The sequence below is a fragment of the Rickettsia endosymbiont of Rhinocyllus conicus genome (assembly GCF_964026465.1).
GTDB lineage: Bacteria > Pseudomonadota > Alphaproteobacteria > Rickettsiales > Rickettsiaceae > Rickettsia.
This window is the reverse complement of sequence record NZ_OZ032155.1, coordinates 425,782-440,579: the sequence shown is the minus strand read 5'-3', so window position 1 is coordinate 440,579 and position 14,798 is coordinate 425,782. Positions and strand designations below refer to the sequence as shown.

Below are 14,798 nucleotides of genomic sequence, written 5' to 3'. Positions count from 1 at the left end.
TTATATTTTATTATCTGTGCTTGTCATTATGATAATTATTGTATATCTTGTAGCTTTAATAAAATTTGCAGGGTGAATTTTATAATTATTAAAGATATGAGATTTAATTGATATGTGAGAATATTAAAAATTTTATAAACAAAAATTTGTTTTAAACTTTATAGTCCCTTTGGTGGTTAAAACCTCCATCTTCCAGATGGAAAAGCTTTAGCTTGCCATGTGCGCCATGATGCGTTAGCATCATAAGCACCATGACTCAATACAGCAACAAATCACACACAGTTTACTATCATCGCTATCATATAGTGTGGATTACAAAATATCGATACAAGGTGTTAACCTATGATATCAAAAAGCGAGTGAGAGAAATTATTGCAGTAGTTGCAGAAGAGCTCAATATTAAAATAGAAAATGGAGTAATATCAAGCGATCATATACATATATTTGCCAATATACCACCTCATATTAAAGTAAGTGAATTTGTGCAAAAAGCTAAAGGAAGATCGTCAAAAAAGATACAAGAAGAATTTCCAATATTAAGAAAAAAGTATTGGGGTAGACATTTATGGGCAAGAGGATACTTTAGTTCGACTAGTGGCAATGTGACTGATGACATGATTAATGAATATATTAATAGACATACTGATGCTCATGAACCAGCAATGACTACTAATATAAGACTGGAATAAGCTTTAGCTTGATTCTCGACTTCTAGTCGCTATAGACAAACTTTCATCTCTCAGATGAAAGTGATTGATTTAAGCTGGGAGTTTAATATGCAAACGAATCAAAAAAATAAAAATATTATTATATTGGCAAGTTTAATATTTTTATTAATAGCAGGGATAAGTCTTTTTATTTTAGCAAATAAAAGTTCTAACAATAATAATGATGAGATATTAGAAATAAAAATAGTTATAAAGGATCATAAATTTGTTCCAGACATAGTAGAAGTGCCAAAATCTACTAAAATAAGGCTAGTTATTCATAATGAAGATGATACTGTAGAAGAATTTGAAAGTCATGATTTACATCGGGAAAAAATCGTGATGCCACATGATTCTATAAAAATTATACTTGCTCCTTTAAAGCCGGGAAAATATGATTTTTTTGGAGATTTTCACCAAGATACAGCACAAGGGTTTTTAATTGTTAAGGATTAAGTAAAAATATGTTTAAAATTGCTTTAATAGTATTTCGTGAATGTTTGGAAATATCTTTGTTAGTTGGTATAATACTAGCCGTAACAAAGCATATAGAAAAATCACGTATTTATATTATTGCTGGTGGAGTGCTTGGGGTAGTATCCGCTTCAATTTTTGCCTTTTTTACTCGTAAGTTATCTTTATCTTTCGGCGGCATGGGGGATGAATTATTTGACTCCGGAATTATGATATTGATCACTATTTTACTTAGCTGGACAATAATATGGATGCAAGGCTATGGAACGAAAGTTAAACAACATATAAACAATATTTCAACAAAAATTCATGAAGGTAATTCCAGCTATTTAATGTTGGTTTTTTTAGTCGCTAGCACTATATTGCGAGAAGGTGCAGAAATTATTATTTTGGTATATAGTATTTCTTCAGTTGAAACTATAACAAGTAGTAACTATATACAGGGCTTAATCATAGGTGCTACAAGCGGCTTTCTACTTGGTCTAATAATATATTTTGGTTTAATTAAAATAGCTAATCAAAAATATATTTTTAAAATTTCTACTATATTATTAATGTTGATCGCAGGTGGTTTTGCAGCGAGTGCGGCAGGAATTTTAACCTCATCTGGTTTAGTTATGTTCTTATCTGATCAAGTTTGGGATAGCTCTTGGTTAGTAGCAGATAGAAGTATGATCGGCAAAATTTTACATATTGTTACTGGTTATATTGCAAGACCTAATGGTTTACAAGTGCTTGCTTACTTTACCACTATATTATTAATAAATATTTTCATACAAGTGCGACTAAGATACTCTAAAAATATCTTAGCACCATTACCAAAAGAAAATACACAACAAATAAGTTAAGAAATATCAAAATATGTTTAAACTTTTATCAGAAATTGGTCCAGTAGTAGCATTCTTCGCAGGATTTTTTTATGGTGGCGGCATACAGAGTGCTACCCTCTATATGCTTATTACTTCTGTTATTTGTATTACCCTTTGTTATATTATAAATAAAAAAGTGTCAAAGCTTTCCATTATTTCTACAGCTATATTACTTGTTTCAGGTATTATAACTTTAATTAGTGGTGATTCGATGTATATAAAAATCAAACCGACTATATTATATGTTATTTTTGGAATAATTTTCCTTACAAGCGGTATTAAGAAAAATCCTTTTATTAAATATGCTTTAGAAAGTATAATCCGCCTCAAAGAAGAAAGTTGGATTACTTTAAGCTACAGAACAGCAACTTTTTTCTTTTTCATGGCTATAGTTAACGAAATAGTTTGGCGTAATTTCCCAGATGAAACATGGGTTAAGTTTAAAGTATTCGGCGTAGTGCCGATTACTTTTGTGTTCATTTTACTTCAATTGCCTCTACTATTGAAAAATAAGTTACCCGATAGTAAAATATAGTTATATATACCGCAAATACTTCAAAAGTTGGTAAGTCAAATAAGCGGTGAGTCTGCGGAACGTAGATAAACTACGTGAGCAAAGACGAATCCCGAAATTTGGCTCGCCAAATCTTGAAGTATTAAAGGTATACTTGTCTACCAACTTTTCATTTATTAATAATACTATGTTAAGAATTTTAGTTTTCATAACTCTAGTCTTTAATCTTTCAGGTTGTTTACCGGCTATTTTTACCGCAGCAACTACTACTGGTATTGTTGCTTCAAAAGATCAGCCAATATCTGGAACATTAAATGATTCAAGAATTTCAGCCGGTATTAAAGCTGGTCTAGTAAAAAATAATTTTAAAGAATTAGGGGCTAAAATCAAAGTTGAGGTGTCTGAAGGTAGAGTGCTGTTAACAGGAAATATTCAGAAAGAGGAAGATGCGTTGAAAGCAGTAGAAATTGCTTGGAATCAAAAAGGCGTAACTGAAGTAATTAATGAGTTAAAAGTAAGTAAAAATAGTAATCACTTTGACTTAGCACAATATACTAGAGATAGTATGATAACAGCACAGATTAAAGCTAAGAATCTCGTCAGAAAGGACATTAAATTTGCTAATTATACTGTTTTAACAGTAGATAATGTGGTTTATTTATTTGGAGTTGCAAGGTCAGAAGAAGAGCTAGAAAACTTTGCTGATCTTGCCTCAAAAATAAAAGGTGTTGAAAAAGTTGTGTGTTATGCTAAAATAGCAGATAATTTTAATAGTAACACTGAGGGTGATGAATCATAAATTTGTTTTACTAATTTTATTAATCTTTTATTGTTTTTTTTTAAGTGGTTGTAATAATTCAAAAAAGCTACCATGTTCTCGTAAGCATTCACATAAGGAACTATCAAAAGACGATCCCCATAATTTAGTTTATAAAGGGCATTATAAGGTTGGTAACCAATATAAAATAAAGGGCAAAACTTATAAACCTCATGCTCCAAAAAGCTTTACTGAAACAGGTTATGCTTCTTGGTATGGTGGAGGTGGAGACAAATTCCATGGTAAAAAAACTGCTAATGGGGATATTTTTAATAAAAATTTATTAACTGCTGCTCACAAAACTCTTCCTCTTCCATGTTTAGTTAAAGTAACTAACAAAGCTAATAATAAATCAGTGATTTTAATGGTTAATGATCGTGGACCTTATAAACCAAATCGTATAATAGACGTATCTGCAAAAGCAGCAGAGGTTTTAGCTTTTAAAAAGCAAGGTTTAGCTAAAGTAAAAATAGAATATTTACATGCTGAAACAGAAAAATTTTTAAAGAATATTAATATAAAAAAACCACAAACTAAGACTCTTGCTAAAAGCCCTAAAAAACCTTCTTCTACTAAGTTAGCAAACAATAAATGTAGTATCAATTGTCATATAAAACTGGTTAATTTAAAATATAAGCTAGCCGTAAATTAGATTATTTGTTGCGTGGCAGCAAAATCATAAACCAAAATAAATTCAGCATAAAAAAATAGTAAAGTGCAAAGGTTAGCCAAATTAATTAGTAATGCAGGAGTTTGTTCTAGGCGAGATGCCGAAAAGCTAATTCTTGATGGACAAGTGAAAGTAGACGGGGTAATAGTTACGTCACCTGCTACAAATGTTGATATCGATAATCAAATTGAGGTATCAGGTTCATTAATTACTTCTTCTCAAAAATCAAGGCTATGGATTTACTACAAGCCTGTTGGTTTAATTACTACTCATAAAGATCCACTATCTCGTAAAACTGTATTTGAACAATTAACTGGGTTACCGCGTGTAATTTCGATAGGTAGGTTAGATTTAAATAGTGAGGGTTTATTACTACTAACCAATAATGGTGATTTAGCTCGGCAGTTTGAACTACCTTCAAGTAAGTTAAAACGAGTATATCATGTTAGAGCTTATGGAAATCCTGATCTTCTACTAAAAAGTAATTATAAAAATTTAGAAATTGACGGAATATTTTATAATCCACAATCAATAAAGTTGCTTAGGAAAAATTCCACTAACTCATGGCTTGAAGTTATTTTGTTTGAGGGCAAAAATCGGGAAATTAGAAGAATATTCGAGCATTTTGGATTAAAAGTTAATAAGTTAATTAGAACTGAGTATGGTGATTTTAAACTTGATAATCTTAAGCCGAATGAATACCGAGAAGTAACTAAAAAATTATATAAGTGTTAAAAATAATATCAGGTAAATTTCAAAATCAGAAAATACCTATTGCTAAAAATATTAAATATCGTCCCTCTACTGGTAAACTTAAGGAAGCAATATTTAGCATATTAACTTCCGGTGAGTTTATAGGTAATAAATTATTCAATGAAAATATTAAAGTACTAGATTTATTTGCTGGTAGCGGTAGCCTAGCTTTCGAAAGTTTATCAAGAGGAGCAGGCTTTGCTACTTTAATTGATATTGATCTATATTCATTAAAAATAGCAGAAGAATTTGCTAAGACCTTAAATATTCAGGATAAAGTTAATTTCGTTAATATTAATGCCTTAAATCTGCCGAAAGCAAATACGGTTTTTGATCTTATCTTCGTTGACCCCCCTTATCATAACAAAATAGTGCCGAAAGTAATGAAGCTGCTTATAAAGAATAACTGGCTCAATACAAACGCTATAATAGTGGTTGAAATGTCTAAAACAGATGATTACGTTTTAGACGAAAATATCGAAATTATACGTGAGAAACTATATGGCAATACTAAATTATTGGTTTTGAAGTATAATTGTCATATAGTTGATTGACTAATTTTGCTTCATCTCTATATGTCATTCCTGCGGAAGCAGGAATCCAGGAAAAAGTCTGTCATACTGCGGCTTGACCGCGGTATCTCAGGCACATTCTATAGCACAAGATCCCGCGATCAAGTCGCGGGATGACAGAGAAAAATGATCCACGCAACAAAGCCTCCGCGGAAATGACATATAGAGTATTTTTTGATTAACGAGCGACATCCCTTAATCTATCCTATCTCAAATAGTTAATAAATTATTGACGAGTTAAGAATTTTTAATTAAGTTAGTAACATGAAAGAAAAAGATAATTTATCAATTTCCCAAGAACTTTATGGGATGATTTTAATAAACTTAAAATCAATAATACAAAATATATTTCCGCTAGAATCAAATAAGCAAGAAGATATTATTAAATATATTGTAGAGCAAATAACAAGCATTGGTTTAATCCAAAAAAATAGCGATTATTCGGGATTAGATGATGAAATTGAGGAAATTAATCAGGCAATTATAGACTACTGTAAATATAAAAAAATTACTAAAGAAGAACAAAAAAATATATATACGCAAACTGCAGAATTAATAAAAAATGGGATTCTAAAAAATATAAAACAAAATACTAAATTAGAACCAAGTACTGAATTAGAAAAAGAATATTTAAATAGATTAGATCAAGCTACTTCACCTGATGAAAAGAAAGTCATAATTAGTCAATACAAACTAGAAATTGAAGCTTTTAATAAGCAAATAGCTCAGAATTTACAAAAGAAGCAAGATGATTTAAGAGATAATAAAGAAATAACTAATGTTGAAGAACATAAATTAGTAAAAGAAGGAATAGTAACAAAAGAAGAAATAGAGCCTTATTTAAGCAATTATGAATTGCTTAATTTATTAGCCGAAAACAGCAGTTTAACGAATGAAGAAAATACTCCTCTGGTAAAAAGATTATTTGAAATAGCTAGAAATTTTTATTCTAATCCATCACAAGGGTTAAAAGAGTTGATGGAGTTACCATACCAAAAGGCAAGTAGTTTATTAGGAGATAATATTTTAGAATTGCTTGACAACAAACAAATTAGCTTTGTAGATATAAATTATATAGAAAGCAAAGAATTACATAGAATAAATTAGATAGAAATAAAAGCTCATTTTAAGCTTTTAGAATGTATTATTGCAGGTGGCTGCCCTTTAAGTTTACAAAAACTTATTGAAGACGATAAAATAGATAATTTTAATAGAAATGAATTAGAGCTAGTAGCTGCATTTTTTGAAAAAGATACTGATGCTTTAAATAAATCTCAAGAAACAAAATTATCTAATGAGGTAAGTAAACTATTATTAAATTTAAATGAAGAACTTGCCTATGATTTAGATGATCTAATACCTTTTATAAATGTACAAAATGTAGCAGAAGAACTTGTTGTAGCGGCTGCATGCTATGAAAATATAAATATATTAAAAAAATTAAAAGAAGCCAAAATTAACCCTTCTTCTAAAGCTTTAATTAAGTCTTTAGAATTCAATTTTGATAATATAGAAATATTTGAATATTTATTAGGTTTTGAGGGGTTAAATGTTAATGAACGAGGTGAAGACGACGAGACTCTTTTAGAAGCATCTATTAAAGAGAGAGAGCTTGAAATAGCTAAACTCCTACTTACACATCCAAATATTGAAGTTAATGGAAAAGATCAACATGGTAATACTCCTCTACATCAGGCTATTACTAATAGCTTAATCAAAATAGTTGAAATACTAGTTTCTCATAAAGATATTAAAATTAATAAAAAGGATCAGAATGGTAATACTCCTTTAGTGTGTGCGGTTAGTAGCAATAAATATCAAGTAGTTGAAGCATTACTTTCTCATCCAGATATTGATTTAAGTACAAAAAATCAGAATGGAAGTACTCTTTTAGAGTTAGCTGTTATTTGTGCTGGAGCTGAAATAGTCGAAATGCTACTTCCTTATCCGAATATTAATGTTAATGAAAAAGACCAAGAAAATAGAACATTTTTACATCGAGCTATCAATAATGACAAACTTGAAATAGTTGAAAAGTTACTCTCCCATAACGATGTTAAACTTAATGCAAAAGATCAATGGGGAAATACTCCTTTAATGTTGGCTATTAAAGGTAATAAAGTTGAGATAGTTAAGAAATTAATTTTTCATCCGAATATGAATATCAATGAGGAAAAAGAATGTTTATATCAAGCTGTCAATAGTAATAATCCTGAAATAGTTAAAATAGTACTTTCTCATCTAGATGTTAATAAAGAAAATCAAAATAATTATTCGCTTTTAAATTTTGCTATTATTAAACTGGAAATATTTGAACTTTTAATTTCTCATAACTGCATTGATATTAATCAAAAAGATCAATATGGTAACAATATTTTAAATATTAACCCACCAATTAAATACCTGACATAATAGTTGCAAATACTAAAATATAATGTTAGAATGAAATAATGCTAAAAAAAGAAGATTTTAGGACATTATCAACGAGTGCACAAGCAGCTTTAAGAAAAGTTGCATTAAGAGCAATTGATAAAGGAGAAAAACAATCAGATGTGAGGTGGCCCAATTTGTCTAGACTAAAAATTAAGATTTATGAGATATAAATTGTATTATAATTTTACTCAATAATTTTTGTAGAATACACCTGTTCTGGAGTGAGATATTCTAATGACTGGTGCATTCTTTTTCTATTATAAAAATTTATGTAATCAGTTATAGCATTTTTTGCCTCCTTGACAGTATTTAAAACCATCAAATATATTTTTTCTTGTTTTAATGAACGCCAAAATCTTTCTATAAATACATTATCTAGGGCTCTGCCTTTACCATCCATACTGATTTTGATTTCACGTTTAATTAGTTTATCTGTAAAATCTTTTGATGTAAATTGAGAACCTTGATCTGTATTAAAGATTTCAGGCTGACCATATTTTATTATTGCTTCTTCAAGTGCATCAATACAAAAGTCACTTTCTAAACTAATAGACACCTTCCAGCTCACAATATAACGACTAAACCAATCAATAATTGCTACCAAATATACAAATCCTTGTGCCATTCTAATATAAGTGATATCTGTACTCCATACCTGATTTACTTTAATAATTTCAACTCCTTTTAAAAGATATGGATATATTTTATGAGCTTGATTGCGCTTACTTAAGTTCATTTTAGGATAGATAGCTTCAATAGCCATTATTCTATAATAACGACTTACTGCCTTGCGACCAATTGTGATGCCCAATGGTACAAGGTGCTCAGACATTCTTCTTGCTCCAAAGTAAGGATGCTGTGTGTATATTTCATCAATCACTTGCATTATTTTTAAGTCTTTTTGGGTTAAGCCTTGTGGCTTGTAATAATAGCTAGATTTGTTAATAAACAGTAGAGTACATTGCCTAGCGATACTTAGATTACTACACTCTTTATCTACCATATTTTTTCTAATTGCCAAGTCCAAACAATGTAGATTTTTTTTTCAACCAGTCACGTTCAACAGTTAACTGGCCTATTTGTTCATACAATTGTTTTATTAAATCCTGATGATCTGGATCCTTAGATTGTGGCTTAATTTGAAAACCACTAATTAAATTTTCTATACCTCTTTTCTTCCATGCTTGTATTTGTGTCGGATGAACTCCATATTTGCTACTAATTTGAGCTATTGTCATTTCAGCTTTTATTGTTTCTAAAACTATCTTTGTTTTTTCTGCTGCACTATATTGTTTTGCTTTTTTGGACATATAATTTCTCTTTTGTATCTGAAAATTATATCTCATTCTAGCATTTTAGTAGTCCAGTTTTTGGGTACCATTATAGTCACAAGTACTTGCTGAAGCTTATAAAATTGCCACTAACCATGGGCAAAATATTATAGGACTCGCTCCTACTCATAAAGCAGCATCGGAGCTTAAAAGTAAAGGTTACCGGCAATGTCATACAGTAAAAGGATTTTTATTTAAATTGTATAATGGTAAAGCTGATCTAGCAAGAAACAGCCTGCTAGTAGTAGATGAAGCAGGGATGGTAGGTAATAGTGATTATTTAGAATTATTAAAAGTAGCAAGGAGTAATAATTGTAATCTAATACTGGCTGGAGATGAGAGACAACTAACTTCCGTTGAGCGAGGAGGAATGTTTACAGTATTAGCTAGTAAATTTGGCTCATATGAATTAAGTAACATTAGAAGGCAGAGTAAAGTGTGGGCAAAAGAAATGGCTTCATGCTTTGCAAAATCAGATATTGCTGGTGGTCTGCGGTTACTAGAACAGCATAAATGTTTAAAGATTGATCATACGCTAGAAGAATCAATGGCAAGATTAATTAATGATTGGAGTAACAGCAAATTTGCTCTAAATGAGCGTTTAATAATTACCATGCGTAATGCTGAAGTAGATAGTATTAATCAAGGGATCAGGGAGTTACTAAAAGCTAAAGGCTTGCTTACTGGTCAAGAATATAGATGCTATCTACCAGCTCAGCAGTATGAAGATTATATGGCAGGAGATCGTATTTTGTTTAAAACAACTAATAAAGATTTACAAATAGAAAATGGTGAATTTGCAACGATAACTCTCGTCAGTAACGATAAGTTTATTGCTAAAACAGATAGCGGAAAAGAAATAGAATTTAATCCTCAAGATGTAAGCTTTAAACATGGTTATGCTTCTACAGTGTATAAAGCACAAGGAGCCTCAATTAAAGATGTCTATGTATTACATAATCTAGCAGGAAATAGCAGAAATTCTTATGTAGCCATGACAAGGCACATAGAAGAAGTAAAATTTTATTATAATAGGAAGGCTACCAGGAATATGGCCAGTTTAATATCGCAACTTAGCAAAATAGATAATAGGCTATCTAGCATTAATTTTAAAACTTTAGAAGAATTAGTAGCGATTCAAGATCAAGAAAATAAGAGTCCTAATATTATAGATAAAGTAGGTGATTGGTTTAAAGGGGTAGTAGAAGATATTAAGGATAGATTACACAGTAATGATAACTATTACCACTTAAGAGTGAGATCAAGATCATCTGCTAAAGTAGCAGAAATCCTAAGAAGCACTAGCACAAATTTTGCCACAAGCCATAAAGCCCAAGAAGAGCGGAAAAGCTCTTCTTATAACCTTACGAATTGTAATAAACAAGATACAACAATCAGTGTTAAGTTACAAGAGGATATTATGGCAAAGAATAAAATAGATTATAATTCTATTAATAAACAAAAAGCACTGGAATTAAAACAAAAATTATCATTTAAAGCTGAAGAAATAGGACGAAGCTTACTTGGTAGTCCAAATAAGCATTTATCAAATAGCCAGTTACTCCGCTGGGAGAAAGATGGTAAAATAGCGATGAAGATAGGTGGCAGTAAAGCCGGTATCTGGTATGATTTTAGTAAAGGAGAGGGAGGAGATTTATTTACCTTAGTACAAAGAGAAAAAAATTGTGATTTTGTAGAAGCTAAGAAATATTTACAAGATATGGTTGGTATGTCAACCAACGGAGGTAAATATCTAGAAGTAAATTTAGCAGCAGACAAAAATCAACAAATTAAAACTCAAACAGAGCAAGAGGCTGAAATAGCAAAAATTAAGAGAGCTATAGGATTATATGAAAAATCAGATGCTATAAAATATTCTATGCCCAATAATGTAGCAAAAAGATATTTATCAGAACATCGTGGGATTAAAGAAGTATTAACAAGATACCAACTAAGTAACGATCTTAGAACCAATATGATGTGGGACAGTAATAGCAAACAATATTATCCTGCATTAATTGCTTTTGCTAGAAATAAAGATGGTAATATTACCGGTGGACAATCAATTTATTTAAACAAAGAAACAAATAATAAAGCTGATATTGAGGTTAATAAACGTTCATTTGGTAGAATCAGAGGTTCTTTTGTTGAGATTAATAAAACTAACGAACAGCAGAACGTACAAAGCAGGAACGTACAAAGCAGTAAAGATGGCAATAATTCAGCAAGTAATGTAACGATTATAGCAGAGGGGCTCGAGACAACTTTAAGCATTGCAGAAGCTGGTATTAAGGGCAAAATGCTTTGTAGTTTAGGTGTAAGTAACATCCGAAACTATGAGCCTATCAAAGGTGAGAGAATAATAATTGCTGCTGATAATGATGGCAAAGATGCAGTATCAGTTAATACTGTCATTAAGGCTCAGGACGAATTAATTAGGCAAGGAGCTGTGGTAGCAATAATACGACCACCGGAAAAAGGTGATTTTAACGATATGTTAAAATCCCAAGGGGCAGAATCTATAAAAAAGCTTATAGAGCCTGAAATAATAAAATTAACAGCAGCTAGCAAGGCAACAGAACTTAAATCATCCTTAAAAGCAAGTGATGATAGAAAATCACAATTTCAGTCTATAGAATTATTATTTTCAAAATTTGCAAATAACGATAATAATAAACTAAATAATTTGCAGCAACAGCAAATAAAAGCTCTAGCAAAGTTTGGCACAGCAGAAAATATCAATACTGCTATGCAAATCTACAGAGAAAAAGGTATAGATTCTTGTACTGCTTATAGTAACAAGATTTGCATAGCAGCAATAGAGCAGAAGATACAGAAAGATTTACAAATTATGCAGAATAAATTTGATCCTAATTATAATCTTGGTGATAAAAAATTTTGTGATATAGTAGTACATGATTTTCAAGGCAAAAGCCATCTCGTTCCTGAAGATTACTTAAATGCTATAGGAAGGGATAAACAAGTAATGCAGTATATAAGTCCAAGCTCAGAAATAGCTAAAGAAATAAAAAGTGCGGTAAAGCAAGTATCTGAGATCAAGCTAAATCAAGGAATAAGAGTTTAGAGTGTAGTGTAATAATATTTTATCAAGTTAAAAAATATAAATATATGAGTGAACAGGGAAACCTGCTGGGTGATCCAGATAAAGGCACAAAGAAAGCTAAGCATGATAAGATATTTCGTAAGGCACTAGAGAATCCTCTAGTTGCCCATGAGTTCTTTAATGCACATTTGCCCGCAAATATTAAAAGTTTAATAGATTTTCCTAGTTTAGCAATGGAAAATACCACTTTTGTAGAAAGCTCTTTAAAAGATTCTATCTCTGATGTTTTATTCTCATGCAAATTTGATAAACAAGACGGATACTTATTTTTGCTTGTCGAGCATCAATCAAAAGCAGATCATTTTATGGCTTTTAGGCTTTTTAAATATATGATTAATATTTGTGAGCGATATTTAATACAAAATCCTAAAGCTAAGACTTTACCATTAATATACCCGATGATATTTTACAATGGTCAGGAGAAATACAATGTTGCAAGGAATTTGTGGGATTTATTTGCCAATAACAAATTAGCAAGAGAATTATGGATTAATGATTATCAGTTAGTGAATGTCCATGAAATTCCTGATGAAGAGTTTAAACAAAGGATATGGTCAGGGATATTAGAATTTTTTCTCAAGCATATACATGAGAGAGAGTTATTAAAAAGATGGCAAGAAATATCGGATATATTACCGGAATTAACCAAAATAACGATAGGTTATGATTATCTAGAAATGATATTATATTATACTTTGACAAAGATAGAGCAAGCTGATAAAATAAAGCTAAAGAATTTATTATCAACAAAGTTGAATCCGGAAATAGGAACAAGGCTTATGAGAAGTTTAGCAGAGCATTGGCAACAAGAAGGAAAAGAGTTAGGTATTCTTGAAGGCTTACAAGTTGGTGAAGCTAAAGGTATCCAAATTGGAAAAGCTGAAGGAAAAGCTGAAGGAAAAGCTGAGGAAAGAGTTGAAATAGCAAAAAAACTATTATCCCAAGGTTGTAATATTGCTTTAATTTCTAGTGTAACCGGTCTTGATGAAGCTTTTATTAGTTCTTTAGAGTAAACATATTTCTTGTAAAATTTACTCTGCTGTTTGAAAAATCATTTATAAAAATTCTGAAATAACAAAAAAGTTTTTTATACACAGCTTACCTCTAAAACTCGTAATACTAAATTAGCGATTTAAAGGGGCATTATAATAGGATTTTTCTTTATAAGGTATTCCCCTCCATCAAACAATTGAAATCTTTTGAAAATACCATTAAAATGGTTTTATATTTTTAGATTTAAATCAAGTTTGTAAATTCATTTTAAGTTTAGTAATAGGGAAATTACCCACAAGTTTTACATAGCAGGTAAGATCTTCTAGATTCATAATTTCAGATGGCATTACTAATAATTTCCTTTTCTCTAAGCTGTGCATATTTACTCCATCACGCATGGAGTTAGCACCATAAGAGAGATTCTCTTGAGTTTCAATAATTTCTTGCTCACCAAGCATTAAAGCTGATTTATGTGCTGTCTGCTGATCACTTACTCGAAAAATAAATTTACTGCCAAATAAATCAAGCATTGAAGCTGCTCCTGCAGAACCATATATCTCCTCTAATTGATGAATATTCTGCATGCCTGCAACAACGCAGCCACCATATTTCCTGCTTTCAGCTAAAGCTATAGGGAGTGAAGATATCTTTTGTAAAGCTGGCAGCTCATCAATCACAAACCACATATTACTATGAGTATTATTGATGTTCCTATTCATTAATGCTTTTATCGCTATGCTAATCCATGCAGCAATAAGTGGTCGAAGCATTACTCTTTGATTAGGAGTTGCTGTGATAAATAACCAACCTTTGTCCGCAGTAAACCACTTTCTAATACTAAACTCACCTTTAGGCTTTAAATGTTGCAACACTTCAATATTTTTACTAACAGTTGCTTGAATACCTGAAGAAGTCTCAGGTGCACTACTGCTAATTATACCGGCTACTGCACTATTTTTAAAGATACTGACAAATTCTTTATTATTTGCATAAAGAATAGTATTTATTAGCTTTTTGATATCTTTGCTATCATGATATAATCTTAATCCTTCAGCTAATACTAACTCAGCACTTTTAGCAAAAAAATCATCTAATTTTGGATTATAATTACTAAAACTACTTGCCATATCATTATAATCCCAAATTTCATGACAATCATTCCATGGTAGCCATGCTGAACTATTCTCTTGCAAAGGATTAAGTATCTTATCACATTTTGGATCAAAAAATCTATCAGTAAAGCTACCTGTTAAATCAACAATAATTGCTCTACCACACTCTTTTCTAATCTGAGGTAATAGCTCATTTATCATATTGGTTTTACCGCTACCTGTAGTACCGGTAATAAGAATATGTCTTCTCTCACTATCTTTAACCAATGGTAATCCAGAAAAGCAAATATTAGCAGCTTGTTTGTTTTTATAAAGCATTTTTGCTAAAGTACCTGCTTCGACAAAATGAGGTGGTACCCTTTGTCTAGACAAATTTTTTAATGTCATTGTCAAATAAAAAGGGACCACTAAATTACGTAAAAAAGGGAC

At 30.7% G+C, this 14,798-nt stretch carries 13 protein-coding genes and 4 pseudogenes; 14 read left to right on the top strand and 3 right to left on the bottom strand.

Annotation, left to right across the window (positions count from 1 at the left end):
* Positions 1 to 251: 251 nt before the first annotated feature.
* From tnpA to AAGD54_RS02260, 12 genes and pseudogenes are all read left to right on the top strand, one after another.
* The gene (tnpA, locus tag AAGD54_RS02310; protein ID WP_341794341.1) at positions 252 to 689 is read left to right on the top strand and encodes an IS200/IS605 family transposase; all 438 of its coding nucleotides are present in this window, start codon (positions 252 to 254) and stop codon (positions 687 to 689) included.
* 87 nt (positions 690 to 776) lie between these two features.
* Positions 777 to 1,163 (top strand): cupredoxin domain-containing protein, encoded by a 387-nt coding sequence (locus AAGD54_RS02305; RefSeq protein ID WP_341794906.1) that lies wholly within the window; start codon positions 777 to 779, stop codon positions 1,161 to 1,163.
* Between the two features lie 8 nt (positions 1,164 to 1,171).
* Complete coding sequence (locus AAGD54_RS02300) at positions 1,172 to 2,029, top strand: FTR1 family protein (protein WP_341794905.1); 858 nt, start codon at positions 1,172 to 1,174, stop codon at positions 2,027 to 2,029.
* A 13-nt stretch (positions 2,030 to 2,042) separates the two neighbouring features.
* The gene (locus AAGD54_RS02295; protein WP_341794904.1) at positions 2,043 to 2,585 is read left to right on the top strand and encodes a septation protein A; all 543 of its coding nucleotides are present in this window, start codon (positions 2,043 to 2,045) and stop codon (positions 2,583 to 2,585) included.
* 166 nt (positions 2,586 to 2,751) lie between these two features.
* Positions 2,752 to 3,363, top strand: coding sequence for a BON domain-containing protein (locus tag AAGD54_RS02290; RefSeq protein WP_341789264.1), 612 nt, complete (start codon positions 2,752 to 2,754; stop codon positions 3,361 to 3,363).
* Positions 3,364 to 3,373: 10 nt separating this feature from the next.
* A pseudogene (locus AAGD54_RS02285) lies at positions 3,374 to 4,033 on the top strand (septal ring lytic transglycosylase RlpA family protein); the annotation flags it as partial.
* A gap of 63 nt (positions 4,034 to 4,096) precedes the next feature.
* Positions 4,097 to 4,786: a pseudouridine synthase gene (locus tag AAGD54_RS02280; RefSeq protein ID WP_341788865.1), complete on the top strand. Its 690-nt coding sequence runs from the start codon at positions 4,097 to 4,099 to the stop codon at positions 4,784 to 4,786.
* Positions 4,780 to 5,358, top strand: coding sequence for a 16S rRNA (guanine(966)-N(2))-methyltransferase RsmD (rsmD, locus tag AAGD54_RS02275; protein ID WP_341794903.1), 579 nt, complete (start codon positions 4,780 to 4,782; stop codon positions 5,356 to 5,358). The genes AAGD54_RS02280 and rsmD overlap by 7 nt, the downstream gene beginning before the upstream one ends.
* A gap of 282 nt (positions 5,359 to 5,640) precedes the next feature.
* Positions 5,641 to 6,483, top strand: coding sequence for a hypothetical protein (locus AAGD54_RS02270; protein ID WP_341794902.1), 843 nt, complete (start codon positions 5,641 to 5,643; stop codon positions 6,481 to 6,483).
* Positions 6,484 to 7,101: pseudogene (locus AAGD54_RS09430) on the top strand (ankyrin repeat domain-containing protein); the annotation flags it as partial.
* A gap of 66 nt (positions 7,102 to 7,167) precedes the next feature.
* Positions 7,168 to 7,788, top strand: a complete 621-nt coding sequence (locus AAGD54_RS02265) for an ankyrin repeat domain-containing protein (RefSeq protein WP_341794901.1) — start codon at positions 7,168 to 7,170, stop codon at positions 7,786 to 7,788.
* Between the two features lie 38 nt (positions 7,789 to 7,826).
* The gene (locus tag AAGD54_RS02260; RefSeq protein ID WP_341794616.1) at positions 7,827 to 7,979 is read left to right on the top strand and encodes a hypothetical protein; all 153 of its coding nucleotides are present in this window, start codon (positions 7,827 to 7,829) and stop codon (positions 7,977 to 7,979) included.
* Positions 7,980 to 7,993: 14 nt separating this feature from the next.
* Here the strand turns inward: AAGD54_RS02260 and AAGD54_RS02255 are convergent, their stop codons facing one another.
* Both AAGD54_RS02255 and AAGD54_RS02250 read right to left on the bottom strand, forming a co-directional pair.
* Positions 7,994 to 8,812 carry an IS3 family transposase gene (locus AAGD54_RS02255; RefSeq protein WP_341794310.1) on the bottom strand — a complete coding sequence of 273 codons (819 nt, stop codon included), beginning with the start codon at positions 8,810 to 8,812 and terminating at the stop codon, positions 7,994 to 7,996.
* 7 nt (positions 8,813 to 8,819) lie between these two features.
* Positions 8,820 to 9,119: a transposase gene (locus AAGD54_RS02250; RefSeq protein WP_341794311.1), complete on the bottom strand. Its 300-nt coding sequence runs from the start codon at positions 9,117 to 9,119 to the stop codon at positions 8,820 to 8,822.
* A 76-nt stretch (positions 9,120 to 9,195) separates the two neighbouring features.
* On the opposite strand from AAGD54_RS02250, the pseudogene AAGD54_RS02245 reads away from it, so the two are divergent.
* Positions 9,196 to 12,225 (top strand): annotated as a pseudogene (locus AAGD54_RS02245) (AAA family ATPase); the annotation flags it as partial.
* A gap of 44 nt (positions 12,226 to 12,269) precedes the next feature.
* Positions 12,270 to 13,277: an Rpn family recombination-promoting nuclease/putative transposase gene (locus AAGD54_RS02240; RefSeq protein ID WP_341794900.1), complete on the top strand. Its 1,008-nt coding sequence runs from the start codon at positions 12,270 to 12,272 to the stop codon at positions 13,275 to 13,277.
* A gap of 228 nt (positions 13,278 to 13,505) precedes the next feature.
* On the opposite strand, the pseudogene AAGD54_RS02235 reads toward AAGD54_RS02240, so the two are convergent.
* Positions 13,506 to 14,714 (bottom strand): annotated as a pseudogene (locus tag AAGD54_RS02235) (type IV secretion system DNA-binding domain-containing protein); the annotation flags it as partial.
* Positions 14,715 to 14,798: the final 84 nt, after the last annotated feature.